This window comes from Paenibacillus pseudetheri, assembly GCF_924513355.1.
In the GTDB taxonomy this organism is placed as follows: domain Bacteria; phylum Bacillota; class Bacilli; order Paenibacillales; family Paenibacillaceae; genus Paenibacillus_AQ; species Paenibacillus_AQ pseudetheri.
Map to the genome: position 1 here is coordinate 51,338 of NZ_CAKMAB010000015.1, position 16,813 is coordinate 68,150.

General features: G+C 42.4%; 18 protein-coding genes. 3 read left to right on the plus strand and 15 right to left on the minus strand.

Annotated features, from left to right (window positions below):
• The first annotated feature begins 48 nt into the window (after window positions 1–48).
• Together L1028_RS15410 and L1028_RS15415 are read left to right on the plus strand one after the other, a co-directional pair.
• A complete protein-coding gene (locus tag L1028_RS15410) occupies window positions 49–1,278 on the plus strand; it encodes an aminopeptidase (RefSeq protein ID WP_234535273.1) in 1,230 nt (409 codons plus the stop codon).
• Window positions 1,279–1,498: 220 nt separating this feature from the next.
• Entirely contained in the window at window positions 1,499–1,681 is a 183-nt protein-coding gene (locus tag L1028_RS15415) for a hypothetical protein (RefSeq protein ID WP_234535275.1), read from the plus strand.
• 71 nt (window positions 1,682–1,752) lie between these two features.
• Here L1028_RS15415 and L1028_RS15420 read toward each other — a convergent pair whose 3' ends face one another.
• From L1028_RS15420 to L1028_RS15465, 10 genes are all read right to left on the minus strand, one after another.
• Complete coding sequence (locus tag L1028_RS15420; RefSeq protein WP_234535427.1) at window positions 1,753–2,445, minus strand: AlkZ-related protein; 693 nt, start codon at window positions 2,443–2,445, stop codon at window positions 1,753–1,755.
• A 26-nt stretch (window positions 2,446–2,471) separates the two neighbouring features.
• Window positions 2,472–3,044, minus strand: a complete 573-nt coding sequence (locus L1028_RS15425) for a TetR/AcrR family transcriptional regulator (RefSeq protein WP_234535277.1) — start codon at window positions 3,042–3,044, stop codon at window positions 2,472–2,474.
• Window position 3,045: 1 nt separating this feature from the next.
• On the minus strand, window positions 3,046–3,762 hold the full coding sequence (locus tag L1028_RS15430) for an MBL fold metallo-hydrolase (protein WP_234535279.1): 717 nt from the start codon (window positions 3,760–3,762) through the stop codon (window positions 3,046–3,048).
• Between the two features lie 90 nt (window positions 3,763–3,852).
• Window positions 3,853–4,110, minus strand: coding sequence for a hypothetical protein (locus tag L1028_RS15435; protein WP_234535281.1), 258 nt, complete (start codon window positions 4,108–4,110; stop codon window positions 3,853–3,855).
• 38 nt (window positions 4,111–4,148) lie between these two features.
• A complete protein-coding gene (locus L1028_RS15440; protein ID WP_234535283.1) occupies window positions 4,149–4,352 on the minus strand; it encodes a helix-turn-helix transcriptional regulator in 204 nt (67 codons plus the stop codon).
• Between the two features lie 171 nt (window positions 4,353–4,523).
• Window positions 4,524–5,126: a nitroreductase family protein gene (locus L1028_RS15445; protein ID WP_234535285.1), complete on the minus strand. Its 603-nt coding sequence runs from the start codon at window positions 5,124–5,126 to the stop codon at window positions 4,524–4,526.
• Window positions 5,127–5,243: 117 nt separating this feature from the next.
• Window positions 5,244–6,020 carry a phosphate ABC transporter ATP-binding protein PstB gene (gene pstB / locus L1028_RS15450; protein WP_042188599.1) on the minus strand — a complete coding sequence of 259 codons (777 nt, stop codon included), beginning with the start codon at window positions 6,018–6,020 and terminating at the stop codon, window positions 5,244–5,246.
• A 39-nt stretch (window positions 6,021–6,059) separates the two neighbouring features.
• Window positions 6,060–6,956: a phosphate ABC transporter permease PstA gene (gene pstA, locus L1028_RS15455; RefSeq protein ID WP_060623454.1), complete on the minus strand. Its 897-nt coding sequence runs from the start codon at window positions 6,954–6,956 to the stop codon at window positions 6,060–6,062.
• Window positions 6,953–7,855, minus strand: a complete 903-nt coding sequence (pstC, locus tag L1028_RS15460; protein ID WP_234535287.1) for a phosphate ABC transporter permease subunit PstC — start codon at window positions 7,853–7,855, stop codon at window positions 6,953–6,955. Before pstC ends, pstA begins: the two co-directional genes overlap by 4 nt.
• A gap of 91 nt (window positions 7,856–7,946) precedes the next feature.
• Window positions 7,947–8,879: a phosphate ABC transporter substrate-binding protein PstS family protein gene (locus L1028_RS15465; RefSeq protein WP_234535289.1), complete on the minus strand. Its 933-nt coding sequence runs from the start codon at window positions 8,877–8,879 to the stop codon at window positions 7,947–7,949.
• Between the two features lie 332 nt (window positions 8,880–9,211).
• On the opposite strand from L1028_RS15465, the gene L1028_RS15470 reads away from it, so the two are divergent.
• Entirely contained in the window at window positions 9,212–10,096 is an 885-nt protein-coding gene (locus tag L1028_RS15470; RefSeq protein ID WP_234535291.1) for a LysR family transcriptional regulator, read from the plus strand.
• Window positions 10,097–10,256: 160 nt separating this feature from the next.
• Here L1028_RS15470 and L1028_RS15475 read toward each other — a convergent pair whose 3' ends face one another.
• The 5 genes from L1028_RS15475 to L1028_RS15495 all read right to left on the minus strand — a co-directional run bounded on the left by L1028_RS15475 (window position 10,257) and on the right by L1028_RS15495 (window position 16,781).
• Window positions 10,257–11,246: a substrate-binding domain-containing protein gene (locus L1028_RS15475; protein ID WP_234535293.1), complete on the minus strand. Its 990-nt coding sequence runs from the start codon at window positions 11,244–11,246 to the stop codon at window positions 10,257–10,259.
• On the minus strand, window positions 11,243–13,027 hold the full coding sequence (locus tag L1028_RS15480; protein WP_234535295.1) for a cache domain-containing sensor histidine kinase: 1,785 nt from the start codon (window positions 13,025–13,027) through the stop codon (window positions 11,243–11,245). The genes L1028_RS15475 and L1028_RS15480 overlap by 4 nt, the downstream gene beginning before the upstream one ends.
• The gene (locus L1028_RS15485) at window positions 13,024–14,634 is read right to left on the minus strand and encodes a response regulator (RefSeq protein ID WP_234535297.1); all 1,611 of its coding nucleotides are present in this window, start codon (window positions 14,632–14,634) and stop codon (window positions 13,024–13,026) included. The genes L1028_RS15480 and L1028_RS15485 overlap by 4 nt, the downstream gene beginning before the upstream one ends.
• Before the next feature lie 113 nt (window positions 14,635–14,747).
• On the minus strand, window positions 14,748–15,728 hold the full coding sequence (locus L1028_RS15490) for an ABC transporter substrate-binding protein (RefSeq protein ID WP_060623448.1): 981 nt from the start codon (window positions 15,726–15,728) through the stop codon (window positions 14,748–14,750).
• Window positions 15,729–15,788: 60 nt separating this feature from the next.
• Window positions 15,789–16,781, minus strand: a complete 993-nt coding sequence (locus L1028_RS15495) for an ABC transporter permease (RefSeq protein ID WP_234535299.1) — start codon at window positions 16,779–16,781, stop codon at window positions 15,789–15,791.
• Window positions 16,782–16,813 lie beyond the last annotated feature (32 nt).

Below are 16,813 nucleotides of genomic sequence, written 5' to 3' on the forward strand. Positions count from 1 at the left end.
ACAGTAAATATGAAATAAAGACTTGAGATATTGGAAGGAGTAGAAACTATGTTGGATTTCAAGCAAAAACTGGAGAATTATGCCTTGCTGGCAGTGAAGATTGGGGTTAATATCCAACCTGGACAGACGCTTGTTGTAAATGCCGACATCGTTTCCGCAGAACTAGTGCGTCTTGTAGTACGTAAAGCTTATGAAGCGGGTGCGAAGCTAGTCAAGGTTAATTATAGTGATGAGGTTGTTACACGTACTCGTTATGACCTTGCTCCATCCGATTCCTTTTTGGAACCGCCACAATGGCAAGCAGATGAATTGGAAGACTTGGCTAAAAAAGGTGCAGCATTTCTATCGATAACTTCAACGAATCCAGATCTATTGAGCGGTGTTGAGTCAGGAAGAATTGCGGATAATCAGCGGATCTCTGGACAGACATTAGCTCCATATCGTGAGCTGTTAATGGGGAATCACGTAAGCTGGAGTATTGTAGCATTCCCATCAGCATCGTGGGCGGCAAAAGTATTCCCTGAAGCATCACCTGATCAGCAAATTGATTTGCTATGGAATGCTATCTTTAAAGCTACACGTGCGGATCAAACTGACCCTATTCAAGCATGGAGTCAACATTTAGATGGTCTGAAAGCACGTTGTACTACCTTGAATGATAATAAGTTCCGCAAGCTGCACTATACAGGACATGGAACCGATTTAACGATTGAGCTACCAGAGGGGCATATTTGGTGTCAAGCAGGAGCTGTCAATGGCAAAGGAGTCCCTTTCCTAGCCAATATCCCTACAGAAGAAGTATTTACTGCCCCACTGAAGTCTGGTGTGAATGGTAAGGTAAGCAGCACTAAGCCGCTTAGCTATGGGGGTAATCTTATTGACAATTTCACTCTCACCTTTGAGAACGGAAAAGTAACGGAGTTCACCGCTGAAAAAGGTTCAGAAACGCTTGCTTCCCTTATCGCGTTAGATGAAGGTTCTGCTTATCTTGGAGAAGTCGCTTTGGTGCCTTTCCACTCCCCGATTTCTGAGAGCGGAATTCTATATTACACCACATTATATGATGAGAATGCCTCCTGCCATTTGGCCTTAGGTGCAGCATATGCCTTTACCCTTCAAGAGGGTACGACAATGACCAAAGAACAATTGCAAGAAAAAGGAATGAACCAAAGCCATACACATGTTGATTTTATGATGGGCTCACCTGAAATGAGCATTGATGGTATTAAGGATGATGGAACAACCGTACCTATCTTCCGTGATGGAGATTGGGCTTGAATTATTCGCTTAAATTATTGAATAAATAAATGCCAAACAACCTGCTTGGTTCCTCTTCCGAGGACAAATGCAGGTTGTTTTTTATTGCATACAAGATATCCAGAAAATAAATAGTCCAAATTTGAATAAAAGTTCAATATTTGTTCACACTATTGTTGATTTCCGTTCACAAATATGTCACAATACAGTTAAGGATTGAATTTCCAAGGAGGGGATTATCATGTTAAGAGATCCAGTATCCAATGAAATTGACAGCGTTGAAGAAGAACAGCTCGAAATTCAAGCACCGGTGGATTCAAGAATTGTTGCATCTAATGCAATCAAATATACCGCCTATGTTATGCTGTTTTTCGGATTCTTGTATTTCCTGATTGCTTACTTGGCACCCATGTTGGAACAATAATGTGATGGATATGATTTTATTAGAATACGCTTACGGTTAATCACTCTCAAGGGAGTAGTGATTAACCGTTTTTATTTCCATGAGAATGCTTTGTTCGTCCAGGCTATTGCTGCAGGCGACCATATGCCATTCATTTTCGAATGTAGCCAAGCTTTTGCGTCTTCTCTATCGCCTTCAAATGCGGAAAGACCGTTATCTTCCATCCAGTGGCTTACAGTCTCAAACGAGGTACTGCTCCAGCCATTTTTCTCACCTTCTGCATTTTGGCGTTCTTTTACACCTGAAATAACGATGTCCAGCGATGCCTGAAGCTCCGTAACCGCATTATCAAAAGCCGTCTTCTTTTCTTTAGCCTTCATATCAGCTTCAACACGAAGTATACGCGTATCAATCCCTTGATGTTCACGAATAATTTGCAGTAAAGTCACTGCTTCTCTGCTGGCTAATCCGTCATTATAACGTTCTTCTATAGATTTAGTACTACCTACAGCTACCACAAATGCTGGAAACCACTCCCTAGAGACCAGGATAGCTTTTTTCTTAACAAATTTACCGTATCCAGCCAGGCCTTCACCAGGAAACCTTACACGCCATGACCATGGATCTAGCTCTGAACCTGTATGCCAATTCTCCGCTTTCGTTAATCCGTTTAAAGATGGGTGCTCAGGAATCAGAGTGGCAAGCGGCAAAATCCCAATCTTGGCAACGATTTCTGCAGTTTCCCCAAAAGTGATAACACTTTCCTTTTCATATCCCTTATACATCACTACATCATCTCCTATGTACTCCATTATTTAGACTTCATATTTCCGATGCCGGCAATATAAGTACTGATGAGCCGAGATAGGCTCACATTAGTATCAAGCGCCAGTCCAAAACCGCCTTTTTGTTCCAAAGAGGCAAAGCCATGCAATATGCTTCGTAACCCGCGTACTGCATGAATTTCTCCTTCATCACCCAATTGATAATCCTTCATCACATGAATGATAAGCTTCAAAATATGATCACTTGCCGTTTCCAGCTCCGTATTTGCTTGTTCAGGGGCTCGCAGCGTTGTCTCGTATAATCCAGGTCGGCTTCTAGCAAAATCCACATACGCTCGCCCCATCGCCTGTACAGCGTCGTCTCCACTAAAGTCTTTAGCTGCGTTGTTCATTGCATTGGAAAGCTCTCCTAGTCCATAAATCGCAAGTTGTGTGCGCAATTCCTGTAGCCCGTTAATGTGATTGTATAAAGACGGAGAACGAACACCTAGTTTGTTAGCCAATGCGGCTAAGGTTACGGCCTCTATTCCTTCATGATCGGCGATTTCTGCTGCTGCAATAACTAGCGTACGACGATCTAATCCTGCTCTAGGTGACATTTTAATTACTCCTATCTTGAATCATTTGTGCTTTGTGAATAGCCTTCTCCATGGTTTGTACTGGGTTCCTAAGTAAGTCTCCATGTCCAGTAGCCAGTATAGTCGGGGAAGCCTCTAGAAGCTTAATCGCACTTTTTATTGCTTGATCTTTACTCCAGGTTGCCATAGCCGGAAACGGAAACCAAGGAATTACGGTTCCTGAAACTGCGGTTCCCCGGAAGGTTTGAAAAGCATCTCCAACGATAACAGCGCCGCTTCGTGAATCAATGAAGGATATAGAACCAGGGGTATGACCAGGCGTTAGAATTGCTGTTAATGAACCAATGGTATCCCCATCATAGAGTAATACATCTGGCTTTGTTGTGACCTTCTTGGGTACGCCTCCCTTAATAGGGGTCTGAGGTTCTCCCTCACGAAGTGAACGATCTCCGCGAAGCAATGCCGAATCCCTTTCTGAAATGTACACCTGAGCCTCTGGAAGCTGTCTCTTTAGCTCATCCAGTGCACCTATATGATCGTCATGAGCATGCGTTAATATAATACGAGTGATCTTTTTATCAAGCTTCACTGCGGTATCGATAATTCCTTTTACACTAAACGGCATTGCCGCATCTATCAAAGTCAATTCATTGTCTTCCTCAATCAAGTAACAATTCACAGGAAACACTCTTGGCATCCAAGTCAGCTGCAGTAAATGACCTTCACGTGTTAATCTCATCGTTACCCTCCATAAAACTAATGGTATTAGCTTAAATATAAACTAATCATATTAGTTTTACAAGCGTGAATTATTAGTTTTCGTAACCATCTAGATTTTGTCCGTATCTTTATTGGATCTTTTAATAATGAACCACTGCATCCATGTAATCCCTTTGAAAAATATAAAGGAACCCACAAGGATGCTCATGATACTTTTTGCAATATCCAAATCCCCGGCTTCTCTAAGATCAGATACGAACATTAACACAGCCCATATTAATGTGCTGGCAGCTCCCCAAAATAAATTGATTTTCTTATACCCTCTCACGTCGCCTTCTTTACTCGGCAGCAGATATATTCCGTTCATCCTCAATCCTTAATCCTTGATCTTTGACCCTCTAAATCTTATTCCTCCCAAAAAATATCGTTTAATGTTCGATCCAATGCCTTACAGATGGCTATGCACAACTTAAGCGTTGGGTTATAGTTTCCGGCTTCAATCAGACCAATCGTCTGTCTTGTAACCCCTACAACTTCCGCTAACTGTTCTTGGGAAAGATCTTTTTGTATACGTGCCAGCTTCATCTTGATGTTCTTGTTCTCCCCCATGCTTTTCCCTCCTTAATAAAATTCATCCACTTAACCAAATTGTAATCAATATCAATCATTATGTACATTATATATTGCTATATATTCATAAAACAAAAAAAGCATCCCTTCGGATGCTTCGGAGATATATTCCTTTGATATTCATTATTTAAATACTATAAAATCTTCTGCTTATTCCACCACATCGTTCTCTGGATAGCTATCAATGATCTTCAGTAGTTCAGAAGCATCCGTCCGTGGACGGCTGTCTGGCACAGTCTCCGGGTATCCAGCATGGATCATAGCTATGATCTTCTCTCCTGGCTTCACACCAATTTTGTTACGGAATTCAGGATTATTGATATAAGGATCGGTCTTCCATATCGTTCCCACACCTTGCTCCCAAGCCGCTAGCTGGAAGTTCTGCACAAGTGCTGACGCTGCTGCAAAATCCTCATCCCACTCTCTCTGCCGCGGATCTTCAGGCATCACCACAATTAACGTTAAAGGAATATTTGAGATATATTCTTTTCGCTTAGCAGCCACTTCAGGATCAGAAAAGGCACGTTTCACGAAAGCAAATGCCGCTTCAGCCAAGAACTTTGTACCATCACCTTGAAAAGCAATAAATCTCCACGGCTCACGCACCCCATGATTGGGCGCCCATACAGCTACATTTAACAATTCCTCTAATAGACCTTGTGGCAGTGGATCTTTTTTAAAAAGCTTAATTGAGCGACGTTCCTTTATTACTTCAGCTACGCTATTCTTTTGAGTCGGTTGAGTTTGTGTCATAAGATCCACTCCCTATAATAATGATAATCATTATCAATAATAATACAGTATCTATCTCCCTTTTGCAAATAATAGAAACAAAAAACACCGTTCCCTAAGGAACGATGTTGAAAGGCTTCAGCCGAAACGACCCATGATATATTCTTGTGTCATTTGATTCTCAGGATTAGTAAAGACCTTATCCGTCTTATCGTATTCTATAAGAGATCCTAGATAAAAGTAAGCCGTATAATCAGAAATCCGTGCAGCTTGTTGCATGTTATGGGTCACGATTACTATGCGTAGCTCTTCTTTTAACTCCTTGATGAGCTCCTCTACTTTACCCGTGGAAACTGGATCTAGTGCGGATGCTGGTTCGTCCAAGAGTAGAATTTGCGGGTTAACTGACAACGCTCTTGCAATACAAAGCCGCTGCTGTTGTCCACCGGACAATGCTAATGCTGAATCTTTTAAACGGTCCTTCACTTCATCCCACAATGCTGCTTTACGAAGGCTGCTCTCTACGATCTCATCAAGTGCTTTTTTTCCTTTAACCCCATGGTACTTAGGTCCAAAGGCAATGTTATCATAAATGGACTTATAGAACGGATTCGGCTTTTGCCAAACCATCCCGATCTTCTGACGCAGTTTGATAACGTCTGTTCCAGGAGCATTAATATCAACGCCATCAATCCAGATGCTTCCTTTGGTTGTTGATCCGGAGATTTCGTCATTCATACGGTTCAGTGAACGAAGAAAGGTTGATTTACCGCAGCCGGATGGGCCGATCAGTGCAGTAACCGTATTTTCAGCAAAAGGAAGACTAATCCCCTTAACTGCCTCATATGTTCCATAAAAAATACTCAGGTCCTCGGTTTGAAAAGATTCACGCACTGCTGTTGCCGACGTTCCCATCGATTACTCCTCCTACATCTCTACTTTAATTTTTAGGAATTAGTTCATTCTTTTTGAAGCTGTAAGCTTACGATAAATAAATCTTCCGAAATATCGTGCTGCCAAGTTGAAGATTAATACCATAATTACAAGTACTGCTGAAGCTCCCGCAGCTATTTGCGCGGCATCAGGAGCAATGCCTTCACTATTTACCTTCCAGATATGAACAGCCAGTGTTTCAGCTGGACGAAAAGGATTCAGTGGTGAGTTCGGGCTAAGTGGATTCCAGTTGGTGAAATCTAGTCTTGGGCTACTCATTCCTGCAGTAAACATCAATGCGGCTGCTTCCCCAAAGACACGGCCAGCGGACAAAATAGTACCCGTAATAATCGTTGGTAATGCTACTGGAAACAACACAGAGGTTACGATTTTCCATTTGGACAATCCTAGTGCAAAACCAGCCTCTTTTTGTTGCTTTGGAACACTACGGAAAGCTTGTTCAGTAATCCGAACCATCAGCGGTAGATTAAAGACCGTCAATGCCAGTGCTCCAGAGATTAAGGAGAAGCCAAGATTAAAATAGTTAACAATCAGCAATAGACCAAACAAGCCGACTACGATTGAAGGGAACGAAGATAATACCTCAACAATTAAGCGAATAAAGCCTGTGATTTTTCCTGGCCGAGCATATTCTGCCATGTAAATACCGGCACCCAGACCAAGAGGTACTGTAATTATTAGCGTGAGTACCAAAAGGAATAAGGAGTTGAATAACTGCGGGCCAATTCCTCCACCTGCTCGAATTTTTTGCGGTGCAGAGAATAGAAAATCCCAACTAATGTGACTAAGACCTCGAAAGAGGATATATCCTAATAGACCAACCAGAATAGCTACGATGAGCAATGCGAAAAACACAATAAGGCTTGTGGCAATTTTATTTACGGTTCTCGGCTTCAAATTTTATTTCTCCTTTCAAGCAGTCTCACAAAGAAGACAAATACAAAGGTCATCAGCATAAGAACCAGTGCCATACTCCACAGAGCATTATTGTGCGCAGAGCCCATGGTTGTGTTCCCCATTCCAAGTGTGATTACACTCGTCAGGGTAGAAGCTGATTCAAAGAGTGATTTTGGTACGAATGGCGCATTCCCGATAACCATCTGTACAGCAAGGGCTTCACCGAATGCACGTGCCATCCCTAGTACAATACCAGTCATAATAGCAGGAAACGTTGTCGGAATAATCACTCGAGAGATCGTCTGCCACCGGGTGGCACCAAGCGCATAGGAGGATTCCTTTAAATTTTGCGGCAATGAAGCCAGCGCGTCTGCAGCCACGCTTGTAATCGTCGGAAGAATCATGACCGAGAGCACAAGCGCGCCTGCAGCTACCCCGATGCCTTGACCAGGCAGGTTGTTGCGTAGAAACGGTACAATAACACTTAATCCGATGAAACCATAAACAACTGAAGGGATACCTGCCAACAGCTCGATTACGGGCTGAAGCAATTTTTTTCCCCATCCTGGGACAATCTCAGTCATGAACAGCGCAGCGCAAAGGCTAAGTGGACTAGCAATCAATGCTGCAAGTAGAGTAACTAAGAAAGATCCCATGATAAACGGAAAAGCACCAAAGGATGGCGTATCTGCTTCAGGTGACCACTTTGTTCCGAATAGAAAATCAGTAACGCTAACATCGCCGCTTGTGAAAGTTGAAATACCTTTAGACGCCACAAAATATACCATCGATACAATGATTGTTATCAATAGCAGTACACAGAAGGACATATATGTACGTCCCACAAAGTCTTCAATATGATGTTTCTCGATGCGTGAGTTTTTTAGTTTCACCCTCAATTGCTCCCTCTTTCTAAAGTGAAAAGAGAGGCAGATGTATCCGCCTCTAATCACTTGAGATTCTAATCCTTACTAATTGCTTAGAAGTGAATTACTTAGCTGTAACATTTCCTGAAACGTCACGAGTAACTTGCATTTTCACTGCTGGAATGTATCCAAGCTCAACGACTTCACCTGTTTGTACTTCGTCTGTTAAGAAAAAGTCAAGGAATGCTTTTACCGTTTCATTTGGTTCGCCGTTTGTGTACATGTGCTCGTAAGCCCATACTGGATATTTACCAGAAATAACATTGTCTACAGAGGCTTCTACACCATCAAGACTAAGTGTTTTGATTGAATCATCAAGGTATGAAAGAGCCAGATAACCGATAGCCCCTGGAGTTTCTCCGATCATTTTCTTAACAGTACCGGAGGAATCTTCTTGAATCGATCCTGGGATATCTTCAGTTTTAGTTCCTAGTGCAAAGCTTTCAAAGGTTGCGCGAGTACCGGAGCTGCCTGGACGGTTGATGATTTGGATTTTTTGATCCGCTCCGCCAACTTCTTTCCAGTTCGATACCTTACCTGTGAAAATATCTAGAAGCTGTTGCTTAGTCAAGCTGTCTACGCCAGCATCTGGATGGGTTACTGCTGCGATCGCTACTACTGCTACTTGATGATCTACAAGAGCTGCTGCTTTTTCTGCATCTTTATCTTTTAGTTTTTCTTCTGCGAATACGTCAGAGTTACCGATATCTACTTGTTTCTCAGCTACTTGAGTAAGACCAGTACCACTGCCGCCGCCTTGAACCTGAATGTCCACACCAGCATTTTTATCCATGAAATTCTCTGCTACCAGCTCAACCAATGGTTGTAGTGCTGTTGAACCTGAAGCTAGAATCGAACCACTTATTTTAGCGCCGCTACCTTCATTTGTAGCTGCAGCGTTTCCTCCCGTGTTGTTTGCCCCACCATTACCGCAAGCTGAAAGTGCCAGTACGCTTGTTAAAGCCAAAGTCATAACCCAAGATTTTTTTAATTGCATTGTTTTGTCTCCTCCTAAATGTTTTGTTAGCACGGCTTCCTCAAACAGTTCATATGAAACTGGCTTCGAAAGCTTTAACATGGTGTTGTGGAGCTTTGGCCCCCATATGCTTGTTTACTGTAAAAGTGCATTGTACGCATATGCTATTGTTGTTGTCCGGAGCTTCTTGGCCCCTCTGACTCTTCTTATTCTAGGGCTCGTTCGTTAGAGAAACTTCTTAACTTTGTAAAGCCAACAATAAAAATACCAATAGAAACTATATATATGTATAGATTTAATCTATAATGGAGATATAATTTGTTATCTAACTTAGCATTGTGCGGAGGAAAGTCATGAATATTATGAAGTTTAAGATCGTTATCCTACTTGAAAAATATAAGAAAGTAACCGATGTAGCTGCTGAATTAGGCCTTAAACAACCCACAGTATCTTTTCATATGAAGAATCTAGAGAATGAATTTGGAACGCCTTTATTCCAATATCGAAGTGGAAGAGTACTTCTCACAGATGCGGGTCGGGCCCTTTATCAATATGCGCTCAAGATTGTCTCACTTACAGCCGAAGCTGAACGTACTGTTAAACAGTTTTCTTCCCCGTCACAAGGTACTTTAAAGCTGGAAGCAAGTTATATTCCTGCAACTTATATTTTACCTAAAGCGCTAATCCAATTCATGAAACAATATCCTGGGATTAATAATTCAATGACGATCCAAAGTGATACTTTGTTAAAGGAACGACTCCGAAGCCGAGAAATTCAAATGGCTATTTTACACACTTCTGATTGGCATGATGAATCCTTTAACTTTCAGCTGGTTGTCCGCGACGAGCCTGTGCTCATTTTTGCCACTAGTCACCCTTTTGCAACTATAGAGAAGTTAACACCAGAACAGATCGCGCTTGAGCCTTGGATTCAGTATGAGGGTGGTTCTTGTTTACGGGGATTTGCGGATCAATGGGCAGAAATAAATCATAGTCGCTTGTGGAACCGATCCGAGTTGAATTCACCTGAAACTCTAAAGAAGTTAGTTAGCGAGGGAGATGGCGTAGGCATTTGTTCTAGAGTCAGCATTGAAGCAGAACTTGCGTTAGGTCGTCTTTGTTATGCTCCTCTACCGGGAGTTTTGCCTGAGAGCGGCGGTTTTGTACTGGCTTGGCGAAAAGATCATATATTAACGCCATTGCAGCAATCTTTTGCCGAAATATTAAACAACTTATAGGTCCTTATATGCTTTAAAAGGGAGCGTCCAAAGCCATAGTGGTTTTGAGCGCTCCCTTATTTGAAATATAGAAAGTAAAAGTTTCACACTATACTTATCCTTATATTTCTCACATAAACGCTAACCGTCTTTTAGGAACGCCGAAGGCGTTATTGCTTGCTTATTCTATAAAGGGAAACATTAACTTTTCATTCTCACTTGTGTACATATTTTCCTTCGTAATAAATTCGGAGCCTGTATCCATAACAGGAGCTACTTTGTGACCTGAAACGACTTCAAGTGCAGTTTTCACAGCCAAGTACCCCATAGTAAAAGGTTTTTGAATCACTGTTCCCAGCATCGTTTCATTCTCCAGCAACTGAACCTCACTACTGGAATTGTCGAAACCAACCAGCTTCACTTTTGATTTCAAGCCCATATCCATAATTGCCAGTCCCGCACCTAACGTAGAGGGCTCATTGAGACCAATGATTCCCTTTAGTTGTGGCTGATTCTTTAGAAGATCAACAGTTAATTGATATGCCTTCTTCGAAGATCCGTTACTATAAAGGGTATCCTGCACAAGATTAACTCCATTCTGAGATAAAGCATCCCGAACCCCTTTCTCCCTCTCGATAGCTGTAGCGGAGCCTTGTACAAAATTCATAATGGCGACTTGATCGTCGCTTTGAATATTTTCAATCAACTTCTGCGCTGCTTTACGGCCTGCTTCATAATTATCTGTGGCGATAAAACTCTCCGATATACCGCCGTTCAGTCCCGAGTCTACCGTAATAAGAGTGATACCAGCAGCCTTAATCTTCACTGCAACCGGAACGAGACGATAATAGTCGGTAGCAGCCAAAATAATGGCATCGGGCTTCTCCTCCATCGCCTGTTCCAGTATTTGAATTTGCTTATCCACATCTAGCTCGGTATCTGTACCTACCGTATGGACATCTGCACCGAATTCCTTGGCAGCAGTCGCCACACCTTGTTTCATTACCTCCCAGAATTCAATACTGGTATCGATAGTCTTAGGAACGTAGATAATGGTTCTGACTTTTGGATCAAGCTCATTCGTAAACATACGATAACCTACCCACCCGAGCGCTACAATGAAGAATAACAGTAGAGCAGACAGGCCTATTTTTGACCATAGTGAACTCATGGACACTCCTCCTCATAGAGCGCAGGAATTCTTAAAGTGACCGTCGTCCCTTCTTCCATTTCACTTGCAAAAGACAAACCGTAATGGTCCCCGAAATAAAGCTGAATGCGATGGTTTACATTCGAGACGCCTACCCCACTGCCAATCCTGTAATCAGCCTTTTGAAGCAGTAACTTGCCCATCTGCTCTGGATTCATGCCGACACCATTGTCAATAACCTGAATGGTAATATCGTTTTGCTCTTTTTTACCCCTAATCAGGATGTGCCCTTGCTCAGGATTATGCTTTATCCCATGATAAATCGCATTTTCAACTAAGGGTTGAAGGACCAATTTCAATATACTGCATTCAAGAATGTCTTCATCCACTTCTATCGAATAAGTGAATTTATGGCGATAGCGCATATTCTGAATCGTTAGATAGTGTCGAATATGTTCTAATTCTCTTGCGATCGGGATCAATTCCTCGCCCTCACCAATCGTAGAACGCAGCAGCTTCGATAATGATGAGGTCATTTCGACCACCTCCTCCTTCTTACCGGTCTCTGCCATCCAGATGATCGAATCTAGCGTATTATACAAAAAGTGGGGCTTAATCTGTGCTTGTAATGCCTTCAACTCACTCACACGCTTCATCTCTTGCTCCATCACAATCTGGCTCATCAACTCTTTAATCTTCATAATCATCAGGTTAAATGTTCGGGCAAGCTTGCCAATTTCGTTCGTGCTCTCAATTTCCACACGAATGTCGAATTCACCGCGCTCAGCCTTTTTCATGTTAATTTCTAGATTCTTGAGCGGCTTAGTTAGTGCGTACGAAAGAAGTACAGATATAGCCATGGCAAAGATGAGACTTACGGCTCCCCACAAGGCAGCGGTACCTTGCATCTGCTGTTTGTTAGCAACTAGATCATCTGGATAGGTTACCCCTACAATCTTCCAACCAAAGCTGGTTGTATCCACCGTGTACAGCTTCTGTTCGTTCCCTGTATTCACCGTAACCGACCCGCTCTTAATCCCAAGAACGGTTTCCAATTGCTCGAACTTAAGCTGTGAGTAGATCAGCTGCTGTTGAGGATGATAGACTAGGCTCCCTGACGGATCTACGATGAATACATAACCGCGTTTTCCCAGTTCGATTTGTTTACACAAATTGTTAATAACGCTGTAATTAAGATCCACAAGTAACACACCCTGTCGATCTGCTTCCATTTCAGAAAAAGTATCCGAAAGCTTTCTGCTGATCGACACTACCCAACGATATTCATCCTGAAATAAGTGCTGCACATGTGAAGAGGAGACAGCCACTCCCGTCTGGTTCAAAGCTTGCTGATACCACTCTTGAGCCATCAATTCAGGAAGCGGTTTCAAAACTGCGTCCAGTCGATCCGAAACCGTTATCCCCTCCGAGCTTGCATACACTATAGAAGAAATGTCGGTGCGGGATTGGACAACAGATCGAAGATATTGGCTGGCTAACTGCTTATCTTTGACCTTCCCTTCTTTTCCAAAACTCGAACCTTTTACATATCTCTCAAGATCACTACTAGTTAATACCAAAGCAGCAATACTCTCCATGTTGCTAATATAATTCTCGATGTTCAGTTTTACTTGTTCTATTAATTGTGAAGTATAGGCTACGGAATTCCCCATGACGGCAGCTGAGGAGAGTCGGTATGAAGTATAGCTTAGTACTATAGTCGTGCAGAGGATAAGAAGTGAAAAAGAAATAGCGATATTATTATGAATACTTCGGCTTCGGAAGAAGCGGCGGGGTTTCATAGAAGGAGATTCTCCTTCTGTCGCTGTCGATATTCCTTCGGTGTGATCCCAACATTACGTTTGAAAATCACACTAAAGTACTGAGGATCAGCATAGCCAACTCTAGCAGCGATGTCATAAGTCTTCAACTGTGTGACGGTAAGGAGCTCTTTAGCTTTTTCCAAACGAAGGCGAGTCAAATACTCAATAAAAGTCTCTCCAGTATGCTGTTTAAAAGTCGCACTGAAATAACTGATGCTCATAAAAATATGGCTGCACAGCTCATGAAGTGAAAAGCTGTCATTACAATAATTCTCCCGAATATAAACTTCTGCTGCTTTCATCTGAGATGTTCTGACGGTTGTTCTTTGTTCCGATAGCTTGAGTATCAACTCGTGGCAAGTTTTCTCCAAATAATTCCTTGCTTCATCTAAAGTCTTGAGGGCTGCAACCTCAGCAAACATATTATGCGAAACAAGCTCTGTATTTGGGAATCCGATATCGACCACATAGTTCATTAGAGTGACGAGCATTTGGTAGATGCTACTGCGGCAGTCTTCTATAGAAGAGCTATTGCTCTTTAGCTCCTGAAACCATTTCAAGAGGACCTCCGAGATCGCTGATGCTTTACCTGTCTTCAACGCGGATATGAATTGCTTTTCCCATGAAGAAAAATGTGCTTGATCCAATCCTTTGCCGAACTCAAGATCCTGTATGGAGATAACCTTATCTATGCCTAAAAGATATCGATATTCTATGGATGAAATCGCTTCCTGGAATGATTGTGGAATTTGCTGTAATTCAGCGTATTTTCTACCGATGCCGATGGTTGCAGTCAGCTTCAAGTACTTGTTCAGGCTGGTTTGTACTTGATCTGCAAGAAGTTGTGTTGTGACTTCGATCTCTTCGGAATCCCCTGATAATATCGCAGCGAGTTTTCCATCTCTCGTCTGAAATACGACACCGCCCTGCTCCTTCTCAAGTTGCTCCTGCACAATGTTAAAAGCAGCAAAGCGCAGTAGCTCAGCATCAGAAGCAATATCCAGGCTACGATTGTCCATTTCTATATCGATTACGATAGCAAGGTTAGCCGCACCCTGCAGCTGTATATGAAAATAATTCATTTTATTCTCGATCTCGTCGTTTTTCATACGAGTAGTAACAAGCTTCTCCAGAAAACGTTCGCGAAGCAAAGGAAAACTCTGATTTAATTGCATACGAAGCTTTGCGATATTGGCCTTTTGCAAATGCTCTTCATCCAAATCCTGCTTCATCTTGCTTAGATATTCGGCAAACTCACGAGCATTAATTGGTTTTAACAAATATTCCGTCACCTTCAAGGTTATAGCCTGTTTAGCGTATTCGAAGTCTTCATAACCAGTTACGATAATGACCTTCATGTCACGGTATCGTTCCATTACAGCTTTGGCCAATCCTAGTCCATCCATAAAGGGCATGCAAATATCTGTAATAATCACATCCGGTCGAACCTGCTCAATTGCATCAAGGGCATCTCTGCCGTTATCGAAATCTCCAACAAGTTCAAAACCATGATTATTCCATGCTATCTTCTGTTTAATCCCCTCACGTACCTCATCTTCATCATCAACTAGAATAATCTTATACATCCAACACCTCCTCAGCTATTGACTCATTGATTACTTGTAATGTAAAAGTTTACCTTTTCAGATAAGCATAATAGAGGTTGCCTTCTTGAGGCAACCTCTATTATTAATCTCTTCTATTCATACAGCAGAGGTTTGATCTCATCGGAATCTATATTGTTCTTATCATACCAGTGAAACCCTGTGTCAATATTCTTTTCAACGGTCTCCCCTTTAATCGCCTGTACAGCTGCCTTCACCGCTTGATACCCAATACCAATGGGGTCCTGTGTAACAGCGCCAGCTACAACACCACTACGAATAGCATCCATTAACTGTTTACCGGAGTCAAAGCCGATAACCACAATCTTTCCACCCATCTGTAATTCATTTACTGCATTAGCTACACCTACTGCAGAACCTTCGTTTGAGCCATAGATTCCTTTTAGGTCCGGATTGGCTTGCATCATCGCTTTCGCAAGATCCGTGGACTTCAACTGATCTCCACCGCCATATTGCGGCTCTAACACTTCAATATCAGGATATTTCGCTTTCATTTGTTCTAAGAAGCCATCACGACGCTGTTGACCTGTGCTGCTTGTTTGGTCATGTACAACTAAACCTACTTTACCCTTTTTGCCGATCAACTCAGCCATTTTATCAGCTGCCAAAGCTGCCGCCGCTTTATTGTCAGTTGCTGCGGTTGCTACAGGAATATCGCTATCTACACCAGAGTCAAAGCCAATGATTGGAATATTATTTTCCTTTGCCTTTTCCAGATATGGAATCGCTGCTTTGCTGTCGAGAGCTGCTAACGCGATTGCTGCTGGTTTCTTATCTAGCGCCGTCTGCAGCATCTCTATTTGTTTATCTACCTGACTCTCGTTTTCAGGTCCTTCAAACGTAATCTCGACATTAAACTCCTTGGCAGCCTTCTCGGCTCCTTGCTTCACCGCTTGCCAGAATTGATGCTGGAAGCCTTTTGAAATGACTGGGATATATGGTTTGTCTGAGCCGGATGCACTCTTCTTGCTATCACTGTTGTTACAAGCACCAAGTAAGGTAGTAGCCAGTAACAGACTGGCAAGCATGATAATCCCTCTTCGACGCTGTTTCATTTAAATCTTCCCCCTCTTCATTTGCTTTGTATATCACTCCGTATGGAGATAATACCTCGTTCATTGCTTCCGTCTGCGAAGAATATCAGCATATACTGCTATGATGATAACAACACCGACAATGACTGTCCGCCATTCCTGAGCAACGGACATAATCTGTAAGCCATTCGTAAGTACACTCATAATCAGTGCACCAATAATCGTACCTAGAATAGAACCTACGCCCCCGCTTAAAGATGTGCCTCCAATGACGACAGCCGCTATAGCTTCAAGTTCATAACCAGTGCCAAGTGATGGCTGGGCTGAATTTAGCCGTGATGCCATCAAGATACCAGCGATTCCGCTGAAAATCCCTGTGATGGTATAGATCACAATCTTCCATTTGACCGTATTCACACCGGATAAGCGAGTTGCTTCTTCATTGCTGCCAAGTGCAAAGTTATAGCGTCCAATAATGGTCTTCGACAAGATGATGCTTGCGATAACACCGAGCAATAGGAAGATTACGATGGTGTTAGGAATGCCTGGGATCATCTTGCCCATTGCAATCTTGGCAAAAATCGGATCATCATTGAAATAAATCGGCTTGGCACCCGTTATGACAAGTGACAATCCTTTAGTGACCATCATGATCGCCAGCGTAGCAATGAAAGGTGGAATATTCATTTTCGCCACCATTAAACCACTTATAAAGCCACATAGTGCACCAGCTAGAATTCCACCTACAATTCCTAGTGGTACGGGCAGACCCCAGAATGTAATGATGACACCAACCATTACCGAAGAGAAGGTCATTACAGTACCTAACGCAAGATCGATTCCACCCGTAATAATTACAAAGGTTGCGCCCAGCGCTAATACTCCAATTACAGCAGTCGAGACGAGGATTCCAACTAGATTAGAAAACTGAAAAAAGTTACTTGATGCTACGGAAAATAAGATGACCAGTATGATCAAACTTGCGAATGCTAATAATTTTTGTTTAAACCCTGATTGCGCCCCGGTTTGCTTCGAGCTGATAGGCTGGCTAATCCCTTTATCTGCGATCTTCATGACCTTGACACCTCCGATAAACTCTTGAACGA